Source organism: Sphingomonas sp. AP28, from assembly GCF_056680455.1.
Genome location: NZ_CM155283.1, coordinates 1,938,002 through 1,961,106 on the forward strand (window position 1 = coordinate 1,938,002; position 23,105 = coordinate 1,961,106).

20 protein-coding genes are annotated in these 23,105 nt (G+C 65.5%); 11 read left to right on the forward strand and 9 right to left on the reverse strand.

The window, feature by feature from the left end; genetic code table 11:
- Nucleotides 1–122: 122 nt before the first annotated feature.
- The 3 genes from pgi to gorA all read left to right on the forward strand — a co-directional run bounded on the left by pgi (nt 123) and on the right by gorA (nt 3,614).
- The gene (gene pgi, locus AC1MH0_RS08790) at nt 123–1,613 is read left to right on the forward strand and encodes a glucose-6-phosphate isomerase (protein ID WP_056489844.1); all 1,491 of its coding nucleotides are present in this window, start codon (nt 123–125) and stop codon (nt 1,611–1,613) included.
- 143 nt (nt 1,614–1,756) lie between these two features.
- Nucleotides 1,757–2,134: a DUF4174 domain-containing protein gene (locus AC1MH0_RS08795; RefSeq protein WP_480965560.1), complete on the forward strand. Its 378-nt coding sequence runs from the start codon at nt 1,757–1,759 to the stop codon at nt 2,132–2,134.
- 106 nt (nt 2,135–2,240) lie between these two features.
- Nucleotides 2,241–3,614 (forward strand): glutathione-disulfide reductase, encoded by a 1,374-nt coding sequence (gene gorA, locus AC1MH0_RS08800; protein WP_480965561.1) that lies wholly within the window; start codon nt 2,241–2,243, stop codon nt 3,612–3,614.
- A gap of 81 nt (nt 3,615–3,695) precedes the next feature.
- Here the strand turns inward: gorA and AC1MH0_RS08805 are convergent, their stop codons facing one another.
- Nucleotides 3,696–4,487, reverse strand: a complete 792-nt coding sequence (locus AC1MH0_RS08805) for an enoyl-CoA hydratase/isomerase family protein (RefSeq protein ID WP_480965562.1) — start codon at nt 4,485–4,487, stop codon at nt 3,696–3,698.
- Nucleotides 4,488–4,801: 314 nt separating this feature from the next.
- Between AC1MH0_RS08805 and AC1MH0_RS08810 the strand changes: the two genes are divergently transcribed.
- The 4 genes from AC1MH0_RS08810 (at nt 4,802) to AC1MH0_RS08825 (ending at nt 11,506) form a co-directional block, all read left to right on the forward strand.
- Entirely contained in the window at nt 4,802–7,798 is a 2,997-nt protein-coding gene (locus tag AC1MH0_RS08810; protein WP_480965563.1) for a TonB-dependent receptor, read from the forward strand.
- 75 nt (nt 7,799–7,873) lie between these two features.
- Nucleotides 7,874–9,322 (forward strand): glucoamylase family protein, encoded by a 1,449-nt coding sequence (locus AC1MH0_RS08815; RefSeq protein ID WP_480965564.1) that lies wholly within the window; start codon nt 7,874–7,876, stop codon nt 9,320–9,322.
- Nucleotides 9,323–9,387: 65 nt separating this feature from the next.
- Nucleotides 9,388–10,584: a thiolase family protein gene (locus AC1MH0_RS08820; protein WP_480965565.1), complete on the forward strand. Its 1,197-nt coding sequence runs from the start codon at nt 9,388–9,390 to the stop codon at nt 10,582–10,584.
- Nucleotides 10,585–10,729: 145 nt separating this feature from the next.
- The gene (locus tag AC1MH0_RS08825; protein WP_480965566.1) at nt 10,730–11,506 is read left to right on the forward strand and encodes an SDR family NAD(P)-dependent oxidoreductase; all 777 of its coding nucleotides are present in this window, start codon (nt 10,730–10,732) and stop codon (nt 11,504–11,506) included.
- A 128-nt stretch (nt 11,507–11,634) separates the two neighbouring features.
- Here AC1MH0_RS08825 and AC1MH0_RS08830 read toward each other — a convergent pair whose 3' ends face one another.
- The 5 genes from AC1MH0_RS08830 to AC1MH0_RS08850 form a co-directional block, all read right to left on the reverse strand.
- Nucleotides 11,635–11,859 (reverse strand): hypothetical protein, encoded by a 225-nt coding sequence (locus AC1MH0_RS08830; RefSeq protein WP_480965567.1) that lies wholly within the window; start codon nt 11,857–11,859, stop codon nt 11,635–11,637.
- A gap of 6 nt (nt 11,860–11,865) precedes the next feature.
- A complete protein-coding gene (locus AC1MH0_RS08835; protein ID WP_480965568.1) occupies nt 11,866–13,245 on the reverse strand; it encodes a dihydrolipoamide acetyltransferase family protein in 1,380 nt (459 codons plus the stop codon).
- On the reverse strand, nt 13,245–14,252 hold the full coding sequence (locus tag AC1MH0_RS08840; RefSeq protein WP_056053047.1) for an alpha-ketoacid dehydrogenase subunit beta: 1,008 nt from the start codon (nt 14,250–14,252) through the stop codon (nt 13,245–13,247). Before AC1MH0_RS08840 ends, AC1MH0_RS08835 begins: the two co-directional genes overlap by 1 nt.
- A 56-nt stretch (nt 14,253–14,308) precedes the next feature.
- Nucleotides 14,309–15,598, reverse strand: a complete 1,290-nt coding sequence (locus tag AC1MH0_RS08845; RefSeq protein WP_480965709.1) for a thiamine pyrophosphate-dependent enzyme — start codon at nt 15,596–15,598, stop codon at nt 14,309–14,311.
- Nucleotides 15,599–15,738: 140 nt separating this feature from the next.
- Nucleotides 15,739–16,758: a fumarylacetoacetate hydrolase family protein gene (locus tag AC1MH0_RS08850; protein ID WP_107954629.1), complete on the reverse strand. Its 1,020-nt coding sequence runs from the start codon at nt 16,756–16,758 to the stop codon at nt 15,739–15,741.
- 151 nt (nt 16,759–16,909) lie between these two features.
- On the opposite strand from AC1MH0_RS08850, the gene AC1MH0_RS08855 reads away from it, so the two are divergent.
- The 4 genes from AC1MH0_RS08855 (at nt 16,910) to AC1MH0_RS08870 (ending at nt 20,027) form a co-directional block, all read left to right on the forward strand.
- Nucleotides 16,910–17,140, forward strand: a complete 231-nt coding sequence (locus AC1MH0_RS08855) for a DUF6894 family protein (protein ID WP_480965569.1) — start codon at nt 16,910–16,912, stop codon at nt 17,138–17,140.
- 177 nt (nt 17,141–17,317) lie between these two features.
- Nucleotides 17,318–18,052 carry a Crp/Fnr family transcriptional regulator gene (locus AC1MH0_RS08860; RefSeq protein WP_480965570.1) on the forward strand — a complete coding sequence of 245 codons (735 nt, stop codon included), beginning with the start codon at nt 17,318–17,320 and terminating at the stop codon, nt 18,050–18,052.
- A gap of 226 nt (nt 18,053–18,278) precedes the next feature.
- Nucleotides 18,279–19,703 (forward strand): DEAD/DEAH box helicase, encoded by a 1,425-nt coding sequence (locus tag AC1MH0_RS08865; RefSeq protein WP_480965571.1) that lies wholly within the window; start codon nt 18,279–18,281, stop codon nt 19,701–19,703.
- A 57-nt stretch (nt 19,704–19,760) separates the two neighbouring features.
- Nucleotides 19,761–20,027, forward strand: coding sequence for a hypothetical protein (locus tag AC1MH0_RS08870; RefSeq protein ID WP_132896051.1), 267 nt, complete (start codon nt 19,761–19,763; stop codon nt 20,025–20,027).
- 207 nt (nt 20,028–20,234) lie between these two features.
- Here AC1MH0_RS08870 and AC1MH0_RS08875 read toward each other — a convergent pair whose 3' ends face one another.
- The 3 genes from AC1MH0_RS08875 to hslV all read right to left on the reverse strand — a co-directional run bounded on the left by AC1MH0_RS08875 (nt 20,235) and on the right by hslV (nt 22,971).
- Entirely contained in the window at nt 20,235–20,900 is a 666-nt protein-coding gene (locus AC1MH0_RS08875) for a nitroreductase (protein WP_480965572.1), read from the reverse strand.
- Between the two features lie 113 nt (nt 20,901–21,013).
- Nucleotides 21,014–22,309: an ATP-dependent protease ATPase subunit HslU gene (gene hslU / locus AC1MH0_RS08880; RefSeq protein WP_056489881.1), complete on the reverse strand. Its 1,296-nt coding sequence runs from the start codon at nt 22,307–22,309 to the stop codon at nt 21,014–21,016.
- A 119-nt stretch (nt 22,310–22,428) separates the two neighbouring features.
- Nucleotides 22,429–22,971 (reverse strand): ATP-dependent protease subunit HslV, encoded by a 543-nt coding sequence (gene hslV, locus AC1MH0_RS08885; protein ID WP_107954625.1) that lies wholly within the window; start codon nt 22,969–22,971, stop codon nt 22,429–22,431.
- Nucleotides 22,972–23,105: the final 134 nt, after the last annotated feature.

The window sequence follows — 23,105 nt, forward strand, 5'->3', positions numbered from 1 at the left end:
CGCGGGTTTGCGCAGACCGCGCCTATCGTCAAGCGTGTGCGGGATACGTGTCACCGAAAGAGCGTTGTCGCGGTCTCGCGCTTGCAGCATGACCGGCGCGCACGTCTATTCGGAGAAGCAGCATGACCGCCGACTGGTCCAAGATCGAAGCCCTGCCCGCCACCAAGCTGACCGACCTGTTCGCGGCGGACTCGGAGCGCCTCTCGAAGCTGAGCCTCGACGTCGCGGGGATCCACTTCGACTGGTCGAAGACTCACCTGACGACGGACATGGTGACGGCGTTCGAGGAAATGGCGAAGGCGCAGGACTTGTCGGGCAAGCGCCAGGCGCTGTTCTCGGGCGAGGTCGTCAACGTCACCGAGGGCCGCGCGGTCGAGCACACCGCCGAGCGCGGCGAGGGCAAGCCCGAGAGCGTCGCGATCGCGCAGGCCAGCCACCAGCGGATGCGGACGCTGATCGACGCGATCGAGGCCGAGGCGCTCGGGCCGGTGCGGCATATCCTGCATGTCGGGATCGGTGGGTCGGCGCTGGGGCCGCAGTTGCTGGTCGATGCGCTGGGGCGTGACGACAAAAGGTACGACGTGGCGATCGTCGCGAATGTCGACGGCGTCGCGCTGGAGGACGTGTTCGCGAAGTTCGATCCGGCGGCGACGTTGCTGGTGGTCGCGTCGAAGACGTTCACCACGACTGAGACGCTGATGAACGCCGAAAGCGTGCTGCAGTGGATGACCGAGCACAATGTTGAGGATCCGTATGGCCGGGTGATCGCGCTGACCGCGTCGCCCGAGAAGGCAATGGAATGGGGCGTCGACGAAACGCGTATCCTGCCGTTCGCGGAGAGCGTCGGTGGGCGGTATTCGTTGTGGTCGACGATCGGTTTTCCGGCGGCGATCGCGCTGGGCTGGGACCGGTTCGAGGAACTGCTCGAGGGTGCGGCCGAGATGGATCGGCATTTCCGGCTGTCGGCGCTCCACGAGAACGCGCCGGCGCTCGCGGCGTTTGCGGACCTGTATTACACGCAGATCCGCCATGCCGAGACGCGCGCGCCGTTCGCGTATGACGAGCGGTTGCGGTTGCTGCCGAGCTATCTCCAGCAGCTCGAGATGGAGTCGAACGGCAAGTCTGTGACGGTCGACGGGCAGCCGCTTGGGCGGCCTTCGGCGGCGATCACCTGGGGTGGCGTCGGTACGGAGGCGCAGCATGCGGTGTTCCAGTTGCTGCACCAGGGCACGCATCTGGTGCCGGTCGAGTTCATCGCGGTGATCGAGCCGGGCGATACGCTGCCCGAGGAGCATCATCGGGCGCTGTTGCTCAACGCGTTCGCGCAGGGGGCTGCGCTGATGGCGGGCAAGCAGGTCGAGGATCCGGCGCGGAGCTATTCGGGCGATCGGCCGTCTTCGACGCTGTTGCTGGACGATCTGGATGCGCGGACTCTTGGGGCGCTGATCGCGTTTTATGAGCATCGGGTGTTCGTGAACGGCGTGCTGCTGGGGATCAATTCGTTCGATCAGTTCGGAGTCGAGCTGGGCAAGGAAATGGCGAAGGCGGCGGAGAAGGGCGGGCAGACGTTCGATCCTTCGACGGATGATCTGATCAAGCGCGCTTTTGGGTAATTCCGAGAGAAACCTCTTTCTTGTTCCCCCGCGGAGGCGGGGGCCCAGGATACCACCCACAGCTCTTGTGATCCTGGGCTCCCGCCTTCGCGGGAGAACTACAGGGCGCGGGAGAACTGGAGAGGCTGAGGCGTTACATTCTCATGCCTCTACTTCTTGCCATCGCGCTCGCAGCCTCACCCACCGTCGCGCAGATGAAATGGGAGCGGCGTGTGTTGATCGTGTCCGCCCCAGTCGCCGATGACGCATCACTCACCGAACAACGGCGCATCCTCGCCGGGTGGAAAACCAACGCCGCCGCTCGGGACCTCACCATCGTCGAGGTCGTCGGCGACACGGTTCGCGGCGCGAGCGACCCAGCCGCATCGATACGCCGCAAATACCGTCTCCCCGCCAGCTTCACTGCGATCCTCATTGGCAAGGACGGTGGCGAAAAACTGCGGAGTGCCAACCCCTTCCCCGCCGCCGCGCTGGAGGCGACGATCGATGCGATGCCGATGCGCAAGGCGGGGCAGCGATAGGCTGAGCCGATCAGCGTGATCGCCGCGCCGGGGTTGCCGCCTCGCGCCCCCTGCCCCAGATGGCATGCAAAGCCGCCCCGCGGCACGCGACCTACGAGGACTGCCCGTGACCGAGACCAAATCCGTGACCGACACCCAATTCGACTATGACCTGTTCGTCATCGGCGCAGGCTCGGGTGGCACGCGTGCGTCGCGCGTCGCCGCCGCACACGGTGCGCGCGTCGCGGTCGCGGAGGAGTATCGGGTTGGCGGCACCTGCGTCATCCGGGGCTGTGTGCCGAAGAAGCTGCTGATCTACGGCGCGCATTTCGCCGAGGATCTGAAGGATGCGAAGCGCTTTGGCTGGCAGGTCCCAGATAACTGCGCGTTCAGCTGGCCGACGTTGCGCGACAACGTGATGGAGGAGGTCGACCGGATCAACGGCGCGTACACGACCACGCTGCAGAACAATCACGTCGACATCATCCACCAGCGCGCGGTCGTCTCCGGGCCGAATGAAGTCACGCTCGCTGACGGCACCACGAAGACGGCGGCGAAGATCCTCATCGCGGTCGGCGCGCATCCGCTGGTGCCCGAGTTCCCCGGCGCCGAGCACGGCATCACCTCGAACGAGGTCTTCCATCTCGACGACGTGCCGAAGCGCGTGCTGATCGCGGGCGCGGGCTATATCGCCAACGAGTTCGCCGGGATCTTCCACCAGTTCGGATCGCACGTGACGTTGGTCAACCGGACCGACGTGATCCTGCGCGGCTATGACGAATCGATCCGCGACCGGCTGCTCCAAATCTCGATGAGCAAGGGCATCGACTTTCGCTTCAACGCTGCGTTCGAGAGCATCGAGAAGGATTCGGATGGCTGCCTGACGGTCAAGATGAGCGGGCATGAGCCGATCGTCGTCGACCTGGTGATGTTCGCGACGGGTCGTTTGCCCAATACCAAGGGCCTCGGGCTCGACACCGGTGGCGTCGAGATGGACGCGGCTGGCGCGGTGATCGTCGATGAGGACAACCGGTCGAGCTGCGACTCGATCTTCGCGGTCGGTGACGTCACCAACCGCATCCAGCTGACCCCGGTCGCGATCCGCGAGGGGCAGGCGTTTGCCGACACCTTCTTCGGCGGCAAGCCAACCCGCGTTGATTACGCCAACGTCCCCGCCGCGGTGTTCAGCCATCCGCCGATGGCCGGCGTCGGCATGACCGAGTCGCAGGCGCGGGAAGCACTTGGCTCGGTTAGGGTGTATTCGAGCGACTTCCGGCCGATGAAGAACGTGCTGGCGGGCCGCAACGAGCGGTCGCTGTACAAGATGATCTGCGATGGCGAGACCGACCGGGTGGTCGGCATCCACATGATCGGGCCGGACTGTCCCGAGATCCTGCAATCGGCTGCGGTGGCGGTGAAGGCCGGGCTGACCAAGGCCGATTTCGACGCGACCGTCGCGCTGCATCCGACGATGGCGGAAGAGCTTGTCTTGATGAAGTGAAGGGCGGCCCCGCTTCAAGCGTGTTCTACCGCGAAGGCGGTAGCCCAGTCTGGGCCCCCGCCTTCGCGGGGGAACACGTTTTTAGGTGCCTGTAAAATTTCCCGGCCGCCTCTCGCTGACGGCCCGGACGCCTTCCGCAAAGTCGTTGGTCTTCTGCAACCAGGCTTGTTCGGCGAGTTCGTGATCGGTCTGTGACTGGACCAGCGCGAACAGGTCTCCGCGCATCGTCTTTCGGGTCGAGGCGACCGCCAGCGGCGCACCCGCCGCGATCTCCTTTGCGAGGGACAGCGCTTCCGCCCGCAACTGGTCCGCCGGAACGACTGCGTCCGCCAGCCCCCAGGCCTCCGCCTGCTCGGCGCGGATACGGCGCGCGGTCAGGGTCATCAGCAGCGCGCGCTGGCGACCGATCACGCGTTCCAGCACCGCGGAGATACCGAAGCCGGGGTGGAAGCCGATCTGGACGAAATTGGCGACGAACTTCGCCTCGGGCGAGGCCACGCGAAAATCGGCAACGAGCGCTAGGCCGAGGCCAGCCCCTACCGCCGCCCCCTGGATCGCCGCGACGACCGGCGTCTCGACCGCGAACAGCTTGGCGGCGGCGACGTAGAACGGGTTGCGCTCGCCCTCAGCCCGCTCCGCGGCGACCGGATTGGCGTTGACGAGATCCGCCCCCGCACAGAACACCTTGCCCTCGGATTGCAGGACGATCGCGCGCACCTCGCGGTCGGCATCCGCGGCGGCGAACGCAGCCGCGATCGCTTCGATCAGCGCGAGATCGGCGAAGTTGTGCGGCGGCCGCGCGAACGTGACGATCGCGACATGCGCGTCGCGGGTGACGTTTAAGCCGGAACAACTCGGGAAATCGGTGATCATCTTCAACCTCGTTACTGTCGAATATGGCGCTAGAAACATGTATTGTGGCGATTATGACACGGACCGTCGCCGAATCCATGTCCGACGCGCACGAGCCATTGGCAGAGTTCTGAAAGCGGGCGTAGAGCGTCCATCCCGGCCGCGCGACGAAGATCATGGCGCCGGGGCCGTTTCATGGGAAACGGCTAGGGGAGAGGTCAGGGCATGGGGTCGCGACCGTCGCGAACAGCAGCATCGGGCACTGCCATCGGCAGGACCGCCCCGGTTGTGCCCAGCCATATGCCGATCCCGGCCAGCACAGGGGACTATTCGACATGAAGACCATGATAGTCGCAGCGCTGCGCGCTGCGCTGGTGACGACGACGATCCTCGGATCGGCAGTCGCCCTGCCGACCACCGCGACCGCGCAGACGACGACCGCCGCGATCCGCGGACAGGTCCGCGATGCGGCGGGCGCGGCGGTGGCCGGCGCTACCGTGGTGGCGGTGAACGGGGGGACCAACCAGAGCTTCCGCACGGTGACGGCAGCGAACGGGAGTTACATCCTCAACGGGCTGCGGCCGGCGCAGTACACGATCACCGTCACGGGTACGAACGGCGACGTATCGGTACAGCGTATCATCGTCTCGATCGGCCAGTCCGCGACGCTCGACGCGACGCTTGCACCGGCGGCGGCGGCGCCGGCTGCGAACACCGACGCAACCGGCGCCACGACCGGCGACTCGGCTCCGGCCACCGGCGACGGCCAGGAGATCGTGGTCACCGGCGGGCGACTGGTCGAGACCAGGACCAGCGAAGTCGCGACCAACGTCAGCCAGCAGCAAATCCGCAACCTGCCGCAGACCGATCGCAATTTCCTGTCGTTCGCAGCACTCGCGCCGGGCGTGAAATACAACGACAGCGAGACCAACAAGGGCTTCCAGTCGGGCGCGTCGACCGCCAGCCAGGTCAACGTGTTCATCGACGGCGTCAGCCTGAAGAACAAGCTGCGCGAGGGCGGCGTCGCCGGCCAGCAGAACAGTCGCGGCAACCCGTTCGGCCAGCTTGCGGTGCAGGAATTCCGCGTCCTGACGCAGAACTACAAGGCCGAATACGAGCAGGCCGGCGCGGCGATCATCACCGCCGTCACCAAGTCGGGTACCAACGAGTTCCACGGCGAGGCGTTCGGCCAGTATACCGACAAGAGCCTCAGCGAGAAATCCTACCTCGACAAGGCCAACAACCGCCCCGAACCCGCCTTCAGGCGCAAGCAATACGGCGTGTCGCTCGGCGGCCCGATCATCAAGGACAAGCTGTTCTTCTTCGCGACCTACGAAGGCAACGACCAGGATCGCGCGTTCAACGTCGATAGCACCGGATCGACAGCGGCGGTCGCCGATTTCGAGGCCAATTCCGGGCGTCGCCTGAGCGACTTCGAAGGCGCGTTCGTCAGTCCGTTCCGTGGCGATTTCTACTTCGGCAAGCTGACGCTGACCCCCGACAGCAACCAGGTGATGGACCTGTCGTTCAGCCGTCGCCAGGAAACCGACATCCAGAATTTCGGCGGCAACGTGTCGTATGAAAACGCCGAGAACAAGATCAACGTCGTCGACACGTATCTGTACAAATGGACCTATACCGGCGGCAACTTCATCAACGAGTTCAACGCCAACTACCTGAGCTACACGTTCAATCCGACGTCGCTCAACCCCGACCTCCCGACCTACGACTATGACGGCGTGATCATCTTCGGCGGGAAGGATTCGACCCGCCGCGAGGTCCAGCAGGGCTACACGCTGCGCGACGACGTCACCTACACCGGCCTTCAGAACCACTCGTTCAAGGCGGGCGCCCGCGTCGAGATCACCGATATCGAGTTCGACAACCAGTCGTTCATCCAGCCGCGCTACACCTATCGGCGCGAGCCGCAGAACGGGCTGACCTTCGCGTCGCCGGCCGAAGCACGACTGGGCCTCGGCAGCGGCAAGATCCTCGCCTCGAACTCGCAGATCGGCTTGTACGCACAGGACGACTGGGACGTGACGAGCAAGCTCCAGCTCAACGTCGGCGTCCGCTGGGATTACGAAACGAACGGCTTCAACAACGAGTATCGTACGCCCGCCAACGCCGCCGCGGCGCTGCGCGCGCTGCCCACGACGTCGTATTTCGATCCAGAAAACTACATCACCGACGGCAGCAACCGCAGTCCGTTCGCTGGCGCGATCGCACCCCGATTCGGGTTTTCGTACGATCTGAAGGACGACCAGACGACGGTCATCTTCGGCGGGATCGGGCGCTATTACGATCGCAACAACTTCAACAACACGGTCGACGAGCTCAGCCGCACGATCAACCCGATCGGCGTGTTCCGCTTCTCGCCGAACGGCGCGCCGCGCGAGGGCCTGCCGACCGTCCAGTGGAATCCCGCCTATCTGACGCGCGACGGGCTGTTGCAGCTCGCCGCCACTTCGACGCAAGGGCTGCCGGAACTGTTCGCGGTGAAGAACGACGCGCGCCCACCGGTCAACGACCAGGCGAGCATCGGTATTCGCCAGAAGGTCGGGATCTTCCAGGCCGCGTTAACCGCCTCCTACATCCGCGGGCGCAACGGCTATACCAACATCTTCGCGACGCGGACGCTCAACGGGCTCGGTGGCTGCTGCAACACCGCGCCGCTGCAACCGTTCGGCTATGCGAACGCGATCGTAGGCCTCGACGGACTCGATACGCGGTACAAGGCGATCTACTTCACGCTCGACAAGAACTACACCAAGTCTTCGGGCTGGGGCCTGAACGTCGCCTACACCTTCTCGAAGGGCGAGCAGAACGGCGGCGACCTGTTCAGCCTCGATGCGATCACGCCGGACGCCTATGGCTGGCGCCCGCGTGCCGGCGACGAACGTCACCGGGTGGTGATCTCGGGCATGGTCGACCTGCCGCTCGGCTTCCAGTTCTCGATGCTGAACACGCTGGGCAGCGGCCAGGCGTTCCAGGTCACCGATGCGACCAACGGCGCGGATTCGGGCTTCAACCGCTTCACCGCGCGCTATCCGCGGAAGAACTGCATCAAGGGCGTGTTCGCCTATTGCGAGGTCAACCTGACGCTGGCCAAGCGCTTCAGCGTGCTCGGCAAGGAGGATCAGTTCGAGGCGGCGGTCGACCTGCTCAACGCGTTCAACAACAAGAACTTCGAAGGGTTCGACGCCTCGTTCAACAACACGATCGACCCCGCGACCGGTCAGGCGACCGATCCGCTCGAGCCTGCACGGATCGGCACGAGCACGCTGACCCTCCCGCGGCGGATCCAGTTCAGGGTTGGTTACAGGTTCTGATGCGTTAAGGACGGGCGACCCTTCCAGTCGCCCGCCTGACCTCATGGTCGTGGCGTACCCTGATCAGGAGTTCGGATGCTCGATCGACGGCAGTTTCTCGGCACCGGGGCAATCTCGCTCGGTGGACTTGCCGCGGGATGCACATCGGTCGGGCGGCCGCTGGTCAAGGCGATCGAGAGCGTTACAGGCACGGCGCCCCGTGCACCGCCGCCGTCCGCCAACCCGCTGATCGACAATCTGCAGGAGCGTGCGTTCCTGTATTTCTGGGACACGACCGACCCGGTCACCGGGCTGGCGCTCGATCGCTGGCCGACGCCGTCCTTCTCGTCGATCGCCGCGGTCGGGTTCGCGCTGACCGCCTATCCGATCGGCGTCGTCAACGGCTGGATCACGCGCGAACAGGCGCGCAAGCGGACGCTGGCGACGATGGAGTTCTTCGCGATCGCACCGATGGGCCCCGAGCCTACCGGCAACAGCGGATACAAGGGATTCTTCTACCACTTTCTCGGCATCACCAAGGGCCAGCGGTTCGCCCGCGCGGAACTGTCGACGATCGATACCGCGCTGCTGCTGGGCGGGATGCTGTTCGCGCAGAGCTGGTTCGACGGCGATCACCCCGAGGAACAGCGGATCCGCGCGCTGGCGGACCAGATCTATGGCGCGGTCGACTGGACGTGGATCACGCCGCGTGCGCCGTTCCTGTCGATGGGCTGGCATCCCGAGAGCGGCTTCATCCCGAGCGACTGGAATATCTACAACGAGGGGATGCTGATGTATCTGCTCGCGCTGGGATCGCCGACGCATCCGCTGCCGCCGTCGACCTGGGGGGCGCTGACCGCGAAATTCGAACCGTCGTGGCGCGGCGATCATCTCCACTATCCGCCGATGTTCGTGCACCAGTACAGCCACGTCTGGGTCGATTTTCGCGGCATCCGCGACGCGTATATCGCGGCCAAGGGCATCGATTATTTCGAGAACAGCAAGCGTGCGACGATCGCACAGCGCGATTATGCGATCGCCAATGCGGGCGGGTTCGCGGGCTATGGCCCCGACATCTGGGGACTGACCGCGTGCGACGGGCCGGGCGACTTCAAGGCGACGATCGGCGGGCGCGCGCGGGAATTCTTCAGTTACTCCGAACGCGGGCCCGGCGCGCGCGACGACGGTACGCTCGCGCCTACCGCTGCGGTCGGATCGATCGTGTTTGCGCCGGATCTCGTCATCCCCGCGATCACTGCGATGCATGACCGCTACGGCAAGGGGATATACGGCAAATACGGGTTCTTTGACGCCTTCAACCCGACGCTGACCGAGATGGGCGAGCCGCTGAAGCATGGCCGGATCGTGCCCGGCGTGGGCTGGGTCGACAATGACTATCTCGGGATCGACCAGGGGCCGATCGTCGCGATGATAGAGAATTGGCGAACCGGCATGGTCTGGAACACGATGCGGCGGAACCCGCATATCCGACGCGGGCTGGACCGTGCCGGATTTATCGGGGGATGGCTCGCGCGCGTTCCTTAAGGGGTTTCGCCGCCGCGCCGGAACGCCTAGGTCGAGTGCATACCCGATCCTCGAAAGGTTCCAGCATGCGTGAAGCCGCCATCGTCTCGACCGCCCGTACCGCTATCGGCAAGGCGTATCGGGGTGCGTTTAATGCGACCGAGGCGCCGGTGCTGGCGGGGCATGTCATGAACGCAGTCGTTGAACGCGCAGGGGTAGATCCGGCGCGGATCGACGAGGTGTTCTGGGGTGTCGGCAACCAATGGGGTACACAGGGCGGGAACGCCGGGCGGATGGCGATCTTCGCGGGTGGGCTGCCGGAGTCGGTGCCGGCGTTCACGCTCGACCGGAAGTGTGGGTCGGGGCTGACCGCGGTGGCGCTCGCGGCGCGGACGATCATGTGCGACGAGGCGGATGTCGCGCTGGCGGGCGGGATGGAGTCGATCAGCTATACCGTGACGAAGGACGCGCCACGCTTCGTCAATGCGAGCGTCGTGGCGAAGGAGCCGGCGGCGTATATCCCGATGATCGAGACCGCGGAGATCGTCGCGGAGAAATACGGGATCAGCCGCGAGGCGCAGGACGCATACGCCGCGATGAGCCAGCAGCGCGCTGCCGCGGGGCTGGCGAGCGGAGCATTTGCAGAGGAGATCGTGCCGATCACGGTCGAGAAGGCACTCTACGACAAGCAGGGCGCGCATGCCGGGATCGAGAGCGTCACCTTGTCGCAGGACGAGGGTATTCGCGCGGGGACGACGCTGGAGGGATTGCGCGGGCTGAAGACGGTGTGGCCGGGCGGCGACTTTTCCGGGCCGGGGTCGAGCGTGACTGCGGGCAATGCGAGCCAACTTTCCGACGGCGCGTCGGCGCAACTGCTGATGGATCGCAGGACCGCGGAGGCCGAGGGCAAGGACATCCTGGCCATTTATCGCGGGTTCCAGGCGGCGGGGTGCAGCCCGGCGGAAATGGGGATCGGGCCGATCTTCGCGATTCCTAAACTGCTCGAGCGGGCGGGATTGGCGGTTGGTGACATCGGGCTGTGGGAGTTGAACGAGGCGTTCGCGTCGCAGTGCCTCTATTGTCGGGATTTCCTCGGGATCGATCCGGAGAAGTACAACGTCAACGGCGGCGCGATCGCGGTCGGGCACCCGTTCGGGATGACCGGATCGCGGCTGGTCGGGCATGCGCTGATCGAGGGACGCAAGCGCGGGGTGCGCTATGTCGTGGTGTCGATGTGCACCGCGGGGGGCATGGGCGCGGCGGGGTTGTTCGAGATCGTTTGACGCGCGCACCGACGTGGCGTGCCCTCACCCTTCCCACGGCGAAGACGCCGCGAGCCCCTTCCTTCTCCCCGATGGGAGAGGGTGTAGTTGCCAAGACATTGGCGGCGGCGCAGGTTCACAGCTCCTAGGATAGGAGTGCGGGGCTATGACGACGGCTTTGATCACCGGCGCATCGGCGGGGTTGGGCGAAGGTTTTGCGCGGGCGCTTGCGGCCGAGGGCAATGCCCTGATCCTGACGGCGCGTCGGGTCGATCGGTTGGAGGCGCTGGCGGCCGAACTGCGTGCGGCGCACGGCGTCACGGTGCATGTGTTTGCCGCCGATCTTGCGGATCAGGCTGGTCCGGACACGCTCATTGCTGCCATCGCAGCCGCCGCGTTGCCGATCGACATACTCGTCAACAACGCGGGGTTCGGTGCACGGGGCGATTTCGCGGAGCTCGATAGCGCGCTGCAACTGGGCATGATCGACCTCAATTGCCGTGCGCTGGTGGCGCTGACGCATGCCGTGCTACCCCAGATGATCGCGCGTAGATCGGGCGGGATCCTCAACCTCGCTTCGGTCGCGTCGTTCCAGCCGGGGCCGTGGATGGCGGTCTATTACGCGAGCAAGGCGTTCGTGCTGAGCTTTTCCGAAGCGCTGCACGAGGAGGTGAAGGGCAAGGGGGTGCGCGTGGCGGCGCTGTGCCCCGGGCCGACGCGGACCGAGTTCGCCGATGTGGCGGGGCTCGGCGATACCGCGCTGTTCGAGCGACTGGCGAGCGATCCGGCGGTGGTGGTGCGCGACGGGTTGGCGGCGCTGGCGGCAAACCGGGCGGTGAAGGTGTCGGGTGCGCTGAATTTCGCGATGGCCGAGGGGATACGGTTTACGCCGCGGAGTATCGCGCGGCGGATCGCGGGGTCTTTGCAGAAAGCTCGCGGGTGACTCGGGTTGAGGGGGACCTGAACAGCGGCTCCGCTTGCCGCCCCCTCCGTCCGGCTTTGCCTGCCACCTCCCCCTGGCGGGGGAGGATTGTCTGGGTACTTCACGTCTGCGGCGTAGGCGCGTGGCGGTTAGCGGCTGACCATGCCGGTCACGGTGATATGCCCGCCGCGATCGATGATCTCGCCGTCGACCATGCCGCTCACGAGCACGATCGCGACGGGTTCGACGATCAGCGTGCCGTCGATCATCCCGGCGATCTCGGCGGTGGCGCCGGCCGGGACGATCGCGGTGCCGTCGAGCATGCCCGTGAACTTACCCTCGATCGTCAGATCGCCGCGGTGCATGCCCTTCATTCTCGCTCAGTCGGCGAAGAGAAGGACGGGGGTTTCGAGGTACTTCTTGAGCCCCTGGACGAAGCTTGCCGCGTCCCAGCCGTCGACGACGCGGTGGTCGCAGCTGATCGACAGGTTCATCAGTTTCGCGCGAACCACTTCGTCACCCTTGAACACCGGGCGCTCGACGATCTTGTTGGGGCCGATGATCGCGACTTCGGGGCGGTTGATCACCGGGGTCGTGGCGATGCCACCGAGCGGGCCGAGCGAGGTTACCGTGATGGTGCCGCCGCCCATTTCGCTGGGGGCGAGCTTGCCGGCGCGCGCACCTTCGGCGAGGCGGGTTATCTCGGTGGCGAGCTGCCAGACGTTGCGGTCCTGCGCGTCGCGGATCACGGGGACGGTGAGCCCGGCGTCGGTCTGCGCGGCCATGCCGAGGTGGATGGCGCCGTGGCGCGTGACCACGCCGGCCTCGTCGTCGTAGCGCGCGTTGAGCATCGGGAATTCGGGGATCGTCTTGCAGATCGCGACGATCATCAGCGGCAGCATCGTCAGCTTGGGGCGGCCGCCGCGATTGGCGTTGAGGTCGGCGCGCATTGCCTCCAGCGCGGTGACGTCGATCTCGTCGACATAGGTGAAGTGCGGGATCGCGCGCTTCGAGGCGGCCATGTTTTCGGCGATGCGGCGACGCATGCCGATGACCTTGATGGGCTGGTCCTCGCGAGCGCGCGATGCGTGCGGGGGGTGGTAGCCCTCGCCCGAGCCGTAGCGGAGGTAGGCGTCGAGGTCGGCGTGGCGGACTCGGTCGGAGTCGGTTTTTACCGAGGCTAGGTCGATACCGAGATCGCGGGCGCGGGCGCGGACTGCGGGGGATGCGAGCGCGTGCGCCTTATCCTCCCCGGCACGGGGAGGGGGACCATCCGCAGGATGGTGGAGGGGGGCTTCCACGGGCGGGACGGCCTGCGGGAACATACCCACCGGCGCAGTATCCTTCACCGGCGGGGTCGTTTGCGGCACGCCCCCTCCACCCCCGGCTTCGCCGGCGGTCCCCCTCCCCGTTTCGGGGAGGATTTCGACGCCCGGGTTCTCGGCTTCGTATTGTTCGGCTGTTTCCGCCTGCGCCGACGTAAGCGGTGCGGCGACGACCTCGTCCGCGGCATCGACCGCGTCCGTCTCGATCACCACCAGCGCGGCGCCGATCGAGACCTGGTCGCCGACTTCGCCCGCGAGTTCGACGACCACGCCCGTCACCGGCGATTCCATCTCGACGGTGGCCTTGTCGGTCATCATGTCGGCGATCGGCGAATCCTCCTCGACGCGGTCGCCGATGGCGACGTGCCATGCGACGATCTCAGCCTCGGAGATGCCTTCGCCGATATCCGGCAGCTTGAAGGTGAAGCGGGCCATTATGCGTCCTTCATGATCTTTTTCAGGGCTTCGCCGATGCGAACCGGCCCCGGGAAATACGCCCATTCGAGGCTGTGCGGGTACGGCGTGTCGAACCCGGTCACGCGCTCGATCGGCGCCTCGAGATGGTAGAAACAGCGTTCCTGGACGATCGCCGACAGCTCCGCGCCGAAGCCGCTCGTGCGCGTCGCCTCGTGGACGATCATGCAGCGACCGGTCTTCTTCACCGACGCCTCGATCGTCTCGATGTCGAGCGGCACGAGCGTACGCAGGTCGACGATCTCGGCGTCGATCCCGGCTTCGGCAACGACGGCGGCGCAGACGTGGACCATCGTGCCGTAGGCGAGGATGGTGAGCGCCTCGCCGGCACGGACGATCTTCGCCTTGCCGAGCTCGATCTTGTAGTAGCCGGTCGGGACTTCGCCGGCCGGATGCTTCGACCAGTTCTGCGACGGGCGATCCCAATAGCCGTCGAACGGGCCGTTGTAGATGCGCTTTGGCTCGAAGAAGAGCGTCGGGTCATTATCCTCGATCGCGGCGATCAGCAGGCCCTTGGCGTCGTAGGGCGTCGACGGGATCACCGTCTTGATGCCGGACATGTGGGTGAAGAGCCCCTCCGGCGACTGGCTGTGCGTCTGGCCGCCGAAGATGCCACCGCCGAAGGGCGAGCGCACCGTGATCGGCGAGGTGAACTCGCCGGCGGAACGGTAGCGGAGGCGTGCGGCCTCCGACACGAGCTGATCAAGCGCGGGGTAGATATAGTCCGCGAACTGGATCTCGGGGACGGGACGCAGGCCGTACGCGCCCATCCCGACCGCGACGCCGATGATGCCGCATTCGGTGATCGGCGTGTCGAACACGCGGGTCTTGCCGTGCTTGGCCTGAAGCCCGGCGGTCGCGCGGAACACGCCGCCGAAATAGCCGACGTCCTCGCCCATGACGATCACGTCCGGGTCGCGCTCCATCATGATGTCCATGGCGGAGTTGATCGCCTGAATCATGTTCATGCGGGTGGTGGGTTCGGCGTCCGTTGCTTCGGACTCGGGTGCTTCGATCATGTCGCTCATGCCTTGCGATCCCATGGACGGCCGCTGGCCGTTTCCTCGTCGAGCATCTGCTGACGCTGCTCCTTCAGATGCCAGGGCAGTTCCTCGAACACGCCGTCGAACAGCGACTCGAGCGGCTGGTGCAGGCCGTGGCCGAGGATGCCGTTCTTCTCGGCTTCCTTCTGCGCGGCCTTCACCTGTTCGGCGAGTTCCTTGTCCTGCGCGGCGTGGCGCTCGTCGTCCCATTCGCCGATCGCGATCAGGTGATCCTTCAGACGCTTGATCGGGTCGCCGAGCGGCCAGGCATTGGGTTCGCCCTCGCTGCGATACTGGCCCGGATCGTCGGAGGTCGAATGGCCTTCCGCGCGGTAGGTGAAGTGCTCGATCAGCGTCGGCCCTTGATTGGTGCGCGCGCGTTCCGCGGCCCATTCGGTCGCGGCATAGACTGCCAGCGCGTCGTTGCCGTCGACGCGGAGCCCGGCGATGCCGTAGCCAACTGCGCGTGCCGCGAACGTCGTCGCCTCGGCACCGGCGAACCCAGAGAAGCTCGAGATCGCCCACTGGTTGTTGACGACGTTGAAAACGACCGGCGCGCGGTAGACCGCGGCGAACGTGCAGGCGGAGTGGAAGTCGCCTTCCGCGGTGGAGCCCTCACCGCACCAGGTCGCGGCGATGCGCGTGTCGCCCTTGGCGGCGGACGCCATCGCCCAGCCGACCGCTTGCGGATATTGCGTCGTGAGGTTGCCCGAGATCGAGAAGAAGCCGGCTTCCTTAACCGAATACATGATCGGCAACTGCTTGCCGCCGAGCCTATCAGCCGTGTTCGAATAGATCTGGTTCATCATGTCGACGAGGCTCCAGCCCCGTGCGATCAACAGCCCCTGCTGGCGGTACGAGGGGAAGCACATGTCCTCGTAATCGAGAGCGTAGGCCGCGGCGACCGCGACCGCCTCCTCGCCGAGCGCCTTCATGTAAAAGCTGGTCTTGCCCTGCCGCTGTGCGCGGAACATGCGTTCGTCGAACGCGCGGAGCAGCGCCATGCTGCGCAACATGCGGCGCATCACGTCAGGCGAAAGCTTGGGGTCCCAAGGGCCGACCGCGTTGCCGTCGTCGTCGAGCACGCGGACCAGCGTATAGGCGAGATCGATGAAGTCGGACGCCTTGTCCGCGGTGTCGGGACGGCGTGCCTCGCCGGCGGGCGGCACGTCGACTTCGGCGAAGTCCACCGCGTCGCCGGGGCGGAACTTCGGCTCGGGGATATGCAGCGTAAGTGGCTGCAAATTGGCGCGCGGATGCTCGCTTGCCATCGTCATTCCATCTCCATGAGGCCGCTGTGACCGCGGAACACTCTTACCGAGGCTTGTTATTAAATTTCAACGCAGATTGCGAGGGGGAGTTGCGCATTCACGATGTGCCGCGCGGATTTTTTCTCCCCCTCCGCAGAGAGTCAGCCGCCGACGGTCTGTTCGATCACGCCGAAGATCGGATGGCGCTTGTCGTCTTCCGCCCAGATACGGACGACGTCGCCCTGCTTCAGGAACGGCGTGACGGGCTTGCCGCCCTGGATGGTTTCGATGGTCCGCACTTCGGCGAGACAGGAATAGCCGACGCCGCCCTCGGCTACCGACTTGCCGGGGCCGCCATCGGGGCCGCGGTTCGAGACGGTGCCCGATCCGACGATCGTCCCCGCGCCGAGCTTCCGGGTCTTGGCGGCGTGGGCGACGAGCGTGCCGAAGTCGAACGTCATGTCCTCGCCAGCCTCGGCGCGACCGAGCGGCTGGCCGTTGAGGTCGACCATCAGCTTGCGGTGCAGCTTGCCGTCCTTCCACCAGTCGCCGAGCGAATCGGGGGTGACGAACACGGGCGAGAACGCGCTGGCCGGCTTCGACTGGAAAAAGCCGAAGCCCTTGCCGAGCTCGCCGGGAATCAGGTTGCGCAAGGACACGTCGTTGGTGAGCCCAACCAGCAGGATCGCCGCCAGCGCCTCGTCGCGACTCGCACCGAGCGGCACGTCGCCGGTGACGACGACGACCTCGGCCTCCATGTCGCAGCCCCAGGACTCGTCGGCGAGCGGGATCGGATCACGTGGCCCGAGGAACCCGTCCGAGCCGCCCTGGTACATCAGCGGATCGTGCCAGAAGCTGTCGGGCATTTCCGCCGCACGCGCCTGTCGCACGAGCGCAACATGGTTCACGTAGGCCGAGCCATCCGCCCATTGATAAGCACGCGGCAGAGGCGACTCGGCGTCATGCTCGTGGAAGCGCCGCATCGGGATCATCTCGTGCTCGAGATCGGTCGACAGGTTCTTGAGGTCGATCGAGAGCCGGTCCCAGTCGTCGAGCGCGGCCTGCAGCGTCGGCGCGATGTGGCTCGCATCGGCGTACCAGGCGAGGTCGTTGGAGACAACGACGAGCTTGCCGTCTCGCCCGCGGGTGGCGTCGGGATGCTTCAGGCTGGCGAGTTTCATCGGGCGGATCCTCTGTATGTTTGGACGCATCCTACGCCCGTCACGGAGTTCAAGTCGAGCATCCACCGCGCAGCAAACCTGATATTGGTAAGAGCGGAGCTTATGGCGACCTGATAGGTTCGAACTCACATAACGGTCGAGGAAGGTGAGCATGCCCAGATACTTCTTCGATATCGACAACCATAAACACGTCAACGACGACGACGGGACCAACCTCGCGGACGACGAGGAAGCCCGCGTTCAGGCAGTGATCTTCGCGGGTGACTATCTGAGCGATCATCCGGGGATCGCACGCGACGGCGCTCGGTTCAGCGTATCGGTGCGCAACGAGCAGGGCAGCGTCCTGCTGACGGTCATGGTAACGATCGACGAAACGAATTAGCCGAACGGTCGGTTCTACTTCTCGCCACACGCCCCGCGTTGGCGCACGTAATTGTCATAACATGGGTTTTGTCGCCTCGCCCAATCCTGGGATAAGGTGCGTAGTGTTGCAACGCGCTATCTCAGAGAGGGTGACAGCGAGAAACGAGTGCTCCTGCACCGGATGCGGAGAGTGCACGTGGATATCTCCACCGTGACGGAAAAAGTGTTACGGAAATTCGAATCGCGGATGGCGATGGGTGCGGACGATCGCGCGCAGATCGCGGCGTTGCCGTTCAAGGTCCGGACGATCGATGCGTCGACCTACATGCTGCGCGAAGGCCAGCGCCCGACGCGCTGCGCGTTCATTCTGGATGGGCTTGCCTATCGGCAGAAGCTGACGCCGAACGGCGAGCGGGAGATCGTGTCGATCCTCCTGCCCGGCGAGTTCGTCGATCTGCAGAACCTGTTCCTCGACGAATCCGATCACGATATCCAGGCGCTGACCCGCTTGACGCTTGCCGAAGTCTCGATCGCGGCGCTGCGTCTTTTCATCGAGGCGTGCCCGGCAGCGGGCCAGGCCCTGTGGATCGACGCGCTGGTCGAATCGTCGATCCACCGCGAGTGGCTGCTCAATGTCGGGCGGCGCAATGCGCGCAGCCGGCTGGCGCATCTGCTGTGCGAATTTTCCGTTCGATTCCAGAAATCGACGCTCGCCGATGCGATGGCGTATGAGTTGCCGATGACGCAGGAGCAGTTGGGCGATGCGCTCGGGCTCACCCCCGTCCACGTCAATCGCGTGTTGAAATCGCTCGAGACCGACGGCCTGATCGCGCGCAAGAAGCGCCAGGTGAGCGTGATCGACTGGCCCCGCCTGCGCGATGCCGCCGAGTTCAACGAGCGCTATCTGCACCTCGGCCAGATCCGCCGTTGACCCAACCATGGGTGCAAAAAGGGGCCGAAGGTTGACTTTTCGACCGTGATACGCCAAATGGCCGCTATCGAGGCGTAATGCAGCGTGATTGGACCCTAGCCGGTCTTAGCTCCGCCTCGGTCGTTTCCAACGGGCTTCCCTTTTCACGCGGGGTGTCAAAACACCACCGCCCCTCGCGCGTCCTTGTGTGGATTCGCGAGCCCGGCATCTATTTGAGAGACTATCCATGTCATTTGCAAACCTCGGCCTTGCCGAGCCGCTCGTCCGTGCGCTCGAAGCCAAGGGCTATACCGAGCCGACGCCGATCCAGGCACAGTCGATCCCGATCCTGCTCGAGGGCGGCGATCTGCTCGGCATCGCGCAGACCGGCACCGGCAAGACCGCGGCGTTCGTGCTGCCGTCGATCCAGCGCCTGACAGAGACCCAGAAGCGTGTCCTGCCGACGCATTGCCGCATGCTGGTGCTCGCACCGACGCGCGAACTCGCCAGCCAGATCGCCGACAGCGCGCGCGCCTATGGCCAGTTCAGCAAGATGTCGGTGACGACCGTGTTCGGCGGCACCAGCATCAACAAGAACCGCCAGGACCTGAGCCGCGGCGTCGACATCCTCGTCGCCACGCCGGGCCGCCTGATCGATCTGATCGAGCAGGGCTTCTGCAACCTGTCGATGATCGAGATCCTCGTGCTCGACGAGGCCGACCAGATGATGGACCTCGGCTTCATCCACGCGCTGAAGAAGATCGTTCGCATGCTGCCGAAGAAGCGCCAGACGCTGTTCTTCTCGGCGACGATGCCGGTTGCGATCCGTGAGCTCGCCTCGCAGTTCCTGCTCGACCCGAAGACGGTGTCGGTGAAGCCGGCTGCGACCACTGCCGAGCGCGTCGACCAGTATGTCACCTTCTGCAACCAGTCGGAGAAGCAGGCGCTGCTGACGATCACGCTGGCCGATCCGGCGATCGACCGCGCGCTCGTGTTCACGCGTACCAAGCACGGCGCCGACCGCGTCGTGAAGCTGCTGGCCGGCAACGGCATCGCCTCGAACGCGATCCACGGCAACAAGAGCCAGGGCCAGCGCGAGCGGGCACTCGGCGAGTTCAAGCAGGGCAAGGTCAAGGTCCTGATCGCGACCGACATCGCCGCACGCGGCATCGACGTCTCGGGCGTTTCGCACGTCATCAACTTCGAGCTGCCGAACGTCGCCGAGCAGTATGTCCACCGCATCGGCCGTACCGCGCGTGCGGGCGCCAGCGGCATCGCCGTCGCGTTCTGCGCCGATGACGAGAAGGCCTATCTGCGCGACATCGAGCGGATCACTCGTCAGAAGGTCCAGGTCCGGTCGCTGCCGGACGATTTCGTCAACCTGTCGAACCAGATCAAGCAGACGCGCGTGAAGACGATGGGCGCCGACCCCGAGGTCCGGATCGACCGTCCGCGCGATCCGGCACGGCCGCGCGCGACGCATTCGCCTAGGGCGACCGGTACGACCGGGCGCAACTATGCGGGTGCTAGCCGTGGTGGCCAGGGTGGCGGCGGCGGTCGTCCCCAGGGCGGTGGTCGTCCCGCCGGCCAGGGCGGCGGTGGTCGTCCGGCTGGCGGCGGCGGTGGTGGTCGTGGTCCGAGCCGCGGCGCGGGTCCGAGCTCGGCACGCTAAGGAGCATTCGTTCGCCTCGCGGGTTTGGTGTAGACCGGTCCCGCGAGGAGAATGCTCATGGACGTTTCCACTACACCTGTCGCCGAACGCGTCGCACGCGTGCTGGCGGGACAGCGGATTAGCGCGAATGCCGGCGGCGATGCCGAGTCGGCGTCGCGGCTGATCGACGCGGCTTGGGCGGATTATCTGCCCGATGCGCTGGCGGTGCTGAAGACTCTCCGGGAGCCGGACAAGGCGATGGCGGCGGCGGGCGATCCTGCGGTCTGGGAAGCGATGATCCTTGCGGGGATCAAGGGCGCCAAGCCGGTTACGGTAGTCCTCTAAAAAGTTGTTTCCCCGCGAAGGCGGGGACCCAGTCTGGGCACCCGCCTTCGCGGGCGAACAGTGCCGCATACGCCACCACCCCGGCTCAGGCCGGGGCCCAGTTGGCAAGGCCGGCGTGACGAAGCGCTTCCATTCGTTACAATCCTTTCCCAACTGGGCCCCGGCCTTCGCCGGGGTGGGGCTCGGTTTGCGCTCGCTTGAGAGCTGTCAGCGGATCGTGGTCAGCCATTCCGCTTCGTCCGCGCGCTCGGTGCGCAACGCATTGGCCGGCGCACTCTTGTCCTCGTAGCCGATCGCCATGCCGCAAAAGAGCATGCGGTCTTCGGGCAGGTCCAGGAACCTACCGACCGTTTCCGGATACATCGCCCAGCATTCCTGCGGGCAGGTGGCGAGGCCGGCGTCTACCGCGAGCAGCATCAGGTTTTGCAGGTACATGCCGAGGTCTGACCATTGCGGCGGGCCCATGCGCTTGTCGACGGTGCAGAAATAGGCGGCGGGGGCGCCGAAGAATTCGAAGTTCCGGGCGAACCATTTCTGCCGCGTTGGCTTGTCGTCGCGGGGGATGCCGAGGTGGGCGTACATCGCTTCGCCGACGGCGTAGCGGCGGTCTCGGTAGGGGGCGACGAGGTCTCTGGGGTAGACGTCGTAGGCTGGGGTTTCGGTTGTACCTGTTGCGATCTTTTCGACCATCGTCGCCTTGAGGCGGGCCAGGGGTTCGCCTTGGACGATGGCGATGTGCCAAGGTTGGAGGTTGCCGCCGGTTGCTGCTCGGGACGCTTTTATCGCGAGGTCGCGGAGGAGCGCGGGATCGACCGGGGTGTCGAGGAAGCCTCGGACGGAGCGGCGAGCGGCTACGGCTTCGGTCACGTCCATGGTTTCTCCTCTCCAATTTTGTTCTCCTGCGAACGCAGGAGTCCAGGGTTGCGAGCGTTTCGCCATGTTACCCTGGATTCCTGCGTTCGCAGGAAAACGGTTAGGCTTGGCCCTTACAGCACGAAGCGGCTCAGGTCGGTGTTGCGCGCGATTTCCTTCAGCTGGCTGTCGACGTACGCGCCGTCGATGACGAGGTTCGAGCCGCCGCGGTCTTCGGCGTTGTAGCTTACCTCCTCGAGCAGCTTTTCCATCACCGTCTGCAGACGCCGGGCGCCGATATTCTCGATCTCCGAGTTCACTTCGGCGGCAATGCGCGCGATCGCGGCGATGCCGTCTTCGGTGAACTCGATGCCGACGCCTTCGGTGGCGATCAGCGCCTTGTACTGCAGCGGCAGCGACGCCTTGGTATCCGACAGGATCGCGACGAAATCGGCTTCGGTGAGGCCCTTTAACTCGACGCGGATCGGCAGGCGGCCCTGCAATTCGGGAAGCAGGTCGCTCGGCTTGGCGACGTGGAACGCGCCCGACGCGATGAAGAGAATGTGGTCGGTCTTCATCGGGCCGTATTTGGTGGCGACGGTGGTGCCCTCGATCAAGGGCAGCAGGTCGCGCTGGACGCCTTCGCGGCTGATCGAACCGCCGCGGCCATCCGCCACTGCGATCTTGTCGATCTCGTCGAGGAAGACGATGCCATTGGCTTCCGCATCGGCGAGCGCCGCGCGGCTGACTTCGTCCTGGTCGAGACGCTTGTCGGCCTCTTCCTCGACGAGCTTGTCCCACGCCGCGTGGACCGTCAGTTTGCGCCGCTTCAACTGCTGGCCGCCGCCGAACGACTTCATCATCTCGCCGAGATTGATCATCTGCGGCGCGCCGCCGGGAATTTCGAACGGCGTGGTCGGCGCCTGCTCGACCTCGATCTCGACTTCGGCGTTGTTGAGATGACCGTCGAGGAAGCGCTGCTTGAAGCTCTCGCGCGTCGCTTCACTCGCGTTCTTGCCGGTGAGCGCGTCGAGCAGGCGCGACATCGCCGCCTCCTCCGCCTTGTCCTTGACGGCGACGCGACGTCGTTCCTTTTCGAGGCGGATGGCTTCCTCGACGAGGTCGCGGGCGATCTGCTCGACGTCGCGGCCGACATAGCCGACCTCGGTGAACTTGGTCGCCTCGACCTTCACGAACGGCGCGTCGGCGAGCTTGGCGAGGCGGCGGCTGATCTCGGTCTTGCCGCAGCCGGTCGGTCCGATCATCAGGATGTTCTTGGGCGTGACCTCGTCGCGTAGGTCTTCGCTGAGCTGCTGACGGCGCCAGCGGTTGCGCATGGCGACGGCGACCGCGCGTTTCGCGGCGGCCTGGCCGATGATGTGGGCGTCGAGCGCGGCGACGATGGCCTTGGGGGTGAGCTGGTCGTTCATTTTGTTACCTTCTCCCCTCCCGCTCGGGAGGGGTCGGGGGAGGGCGTGGCCGCAGCGGAAGGCGTGGGTGGGGTGTATTTCAGCCCCTCCCCTAACCCCTCCCGCAAGCGGGAGGGGAATTAGCTAGTCGAATCCATCGTTTCGACCGTGAGGCGGTCGTTGGTGTAGACGCAGAGCTCGGACGCGATGCCCATCGCCTTGCGGCACAGGACTTCGGCGTCGGTCTCGTATTCTACCAGCGCTCGGGCGGCGGCGAGCGCGTAGTTGCCGCCGGAGCCGATCGCGGCGACGCCGTTTTCGGGTTCGAGCACGTCGCCGTTGCCGGTGAGGATCAGCGTCACGTCCTTGTCGGCGACGATCATCATCGCTTCGAGGTTGCGGAGGAACTTGTCGGTGCGCCAGTCCTTGGCGAGTTCGACCGCGGCGCGCAGCAGCTGGCCCTGGTGTGCTTCGAGTTTGCGTTCGAGGCGTTCGAACAAGGTGAACGCGTCCGCGGTGGCGCCGGCGAATCCGCCGATGACACTGCCGTCACCCAGCCTGCGCACCTTGCGCGCGTTGGGTTTCATGACGGTCTGGCCCATCGAGACCTGGCCGTCGCCGATCACGACGACCTTGCCGCCGCGGCGGACCGAGAGGATCGTGGTGCCGTGCCATGTCGGCATGGCGTGGGGGTCGTTGCTCATAGGCGCGATGTAGGGTTTGGTTTTGGGGGTGCAACGCCTCTTCGCCCACGCATCCCCCCTCTCCCATCATCCGTCATCCCCGCGCAGGCGGGGATCCAGAGCCTCGGACCTCA

Coding starts and splice junctions, on each gene's coding strand:
- AC1MH0_RS08830 (WP_480965567.1), bottom strand. CDS start 11,859: ATGAAGGGCATGCACCGCGGCGATCTGACGATCGAGGGTAAGTTCACG.
- AC1MH0_RS08865 (WP_480965571.1), top strand. CDS start 18,279: ATGTCATTTGCAAACCTCGGCCTTGCCGAGCCGCTCGTCCGTGCGCTC.
- AC1MH0_RS08835 (WP_480965568.1), bottom strand. CDS start 13,245: ATGGCCCGCTTCACCTTCAAGCTGCCGGATATCGGCGAAGGCATCTCC.
- AC1MH0_RS08870 (WP_132896051.1), top strand. CDS start 19,761: ATGGACGTTTCCACTACACCTGTCGCCGAACGCGTCGCACGCGTGCTG.
- pgi (WP_056489844.1), top strand. CDS start 123: ATGACCGCCGACTGGTCCAAGATCGAAGCCCTGCCCGCCACCAAGCTG.
- hslV (WP_107954625.1), bottom strand. CDS start 22,971: ATGCCGACATGGCACGGCACCACGATCCTCTCGGTCCGCCGCGGCGGC.
- hslU (WP_056489881.1), bottom strand. CDS start 22,309: ATGAACGACCAGCTCACCCCCAAGGCCATCGTCGCCGCGCTCGACGCC.
- AC1MH0_RS08825 (WP_480965566.1), top strand. CDS start 10,730: ATGACGACGGCTTTGATCACCGGCGCATCGGCGGGGTTGGGCGAAGGT.
- AC1MH0_RS08820 (WP_480965565.1), top strand. CDS start 9,388: ATGCGTGAAGCCGCCATCGTCTCGACCGCCCGTACCGCTATCGGCAAG.
- AC1MH0_RS08815 (WP_480965564.1), top strand. CDS start 7,874: ATGCTCGATCGACGGCAGTTTCTCGGCACCGGGGCAATCTCGCTCGGT.
- AC1MH0_RS08875 (WP_480965572.1), bottom strand. CDS start 20,900: ATGGACGTGACCGAAGCCGTAGCCGCTCGCCGCTCCGTCCGAGGCTTC.
- AC1MH0_RS08795 (WP_480965560.1), top strand. CDS start 1,757: ATGCCTCTACTTCTTGCCATCGCGCTCGCAGCCTCACCCACCGTCGCG.
- AC1MH0_RS08805 (WP_480965562.1), bottom strand. CDS start 4,487: ATGATCACCGATTTCCCGAGTTGTTCCGGCTTAAACGTCACCCGCGAC.
- AC1MH0_RS08840 (WP_056053047.1), bottom strand. CDS start 14,252: ATGAACATGATTCAGGCGATCAACTCCGCCATGGACATCATGATGGAG.
- AC1MH0_RS08810 (WP_480965563.1), top strand. CDS start 4,802: ATGAAGACCATGATAGTCGCAGCGCTGCGCGCTGCGCTGGTGACGACG.
- AC1MH0_RS08855 (WP_480965569.1), top strand. CDS start 16,910: ATGCCCAGATACTTCTTCGATATCGACAACCATAAACACGTCAACGAC.
- AC1MH0_RS08850 (WP_107954629.1), bottom strand. CDS start 16,758: ATGAAACTCGCCAGCCTGAAGCATCCCGACGCCACCCGCGGGCGAGAC.
- AC1MH0_RS08845 (WP_480965709.1), bottom strand. CDS start 15,598: ATGGCAAGCGAGCATCCGCGCGCCAATTTGCAGCCACTTACGCTGCAT.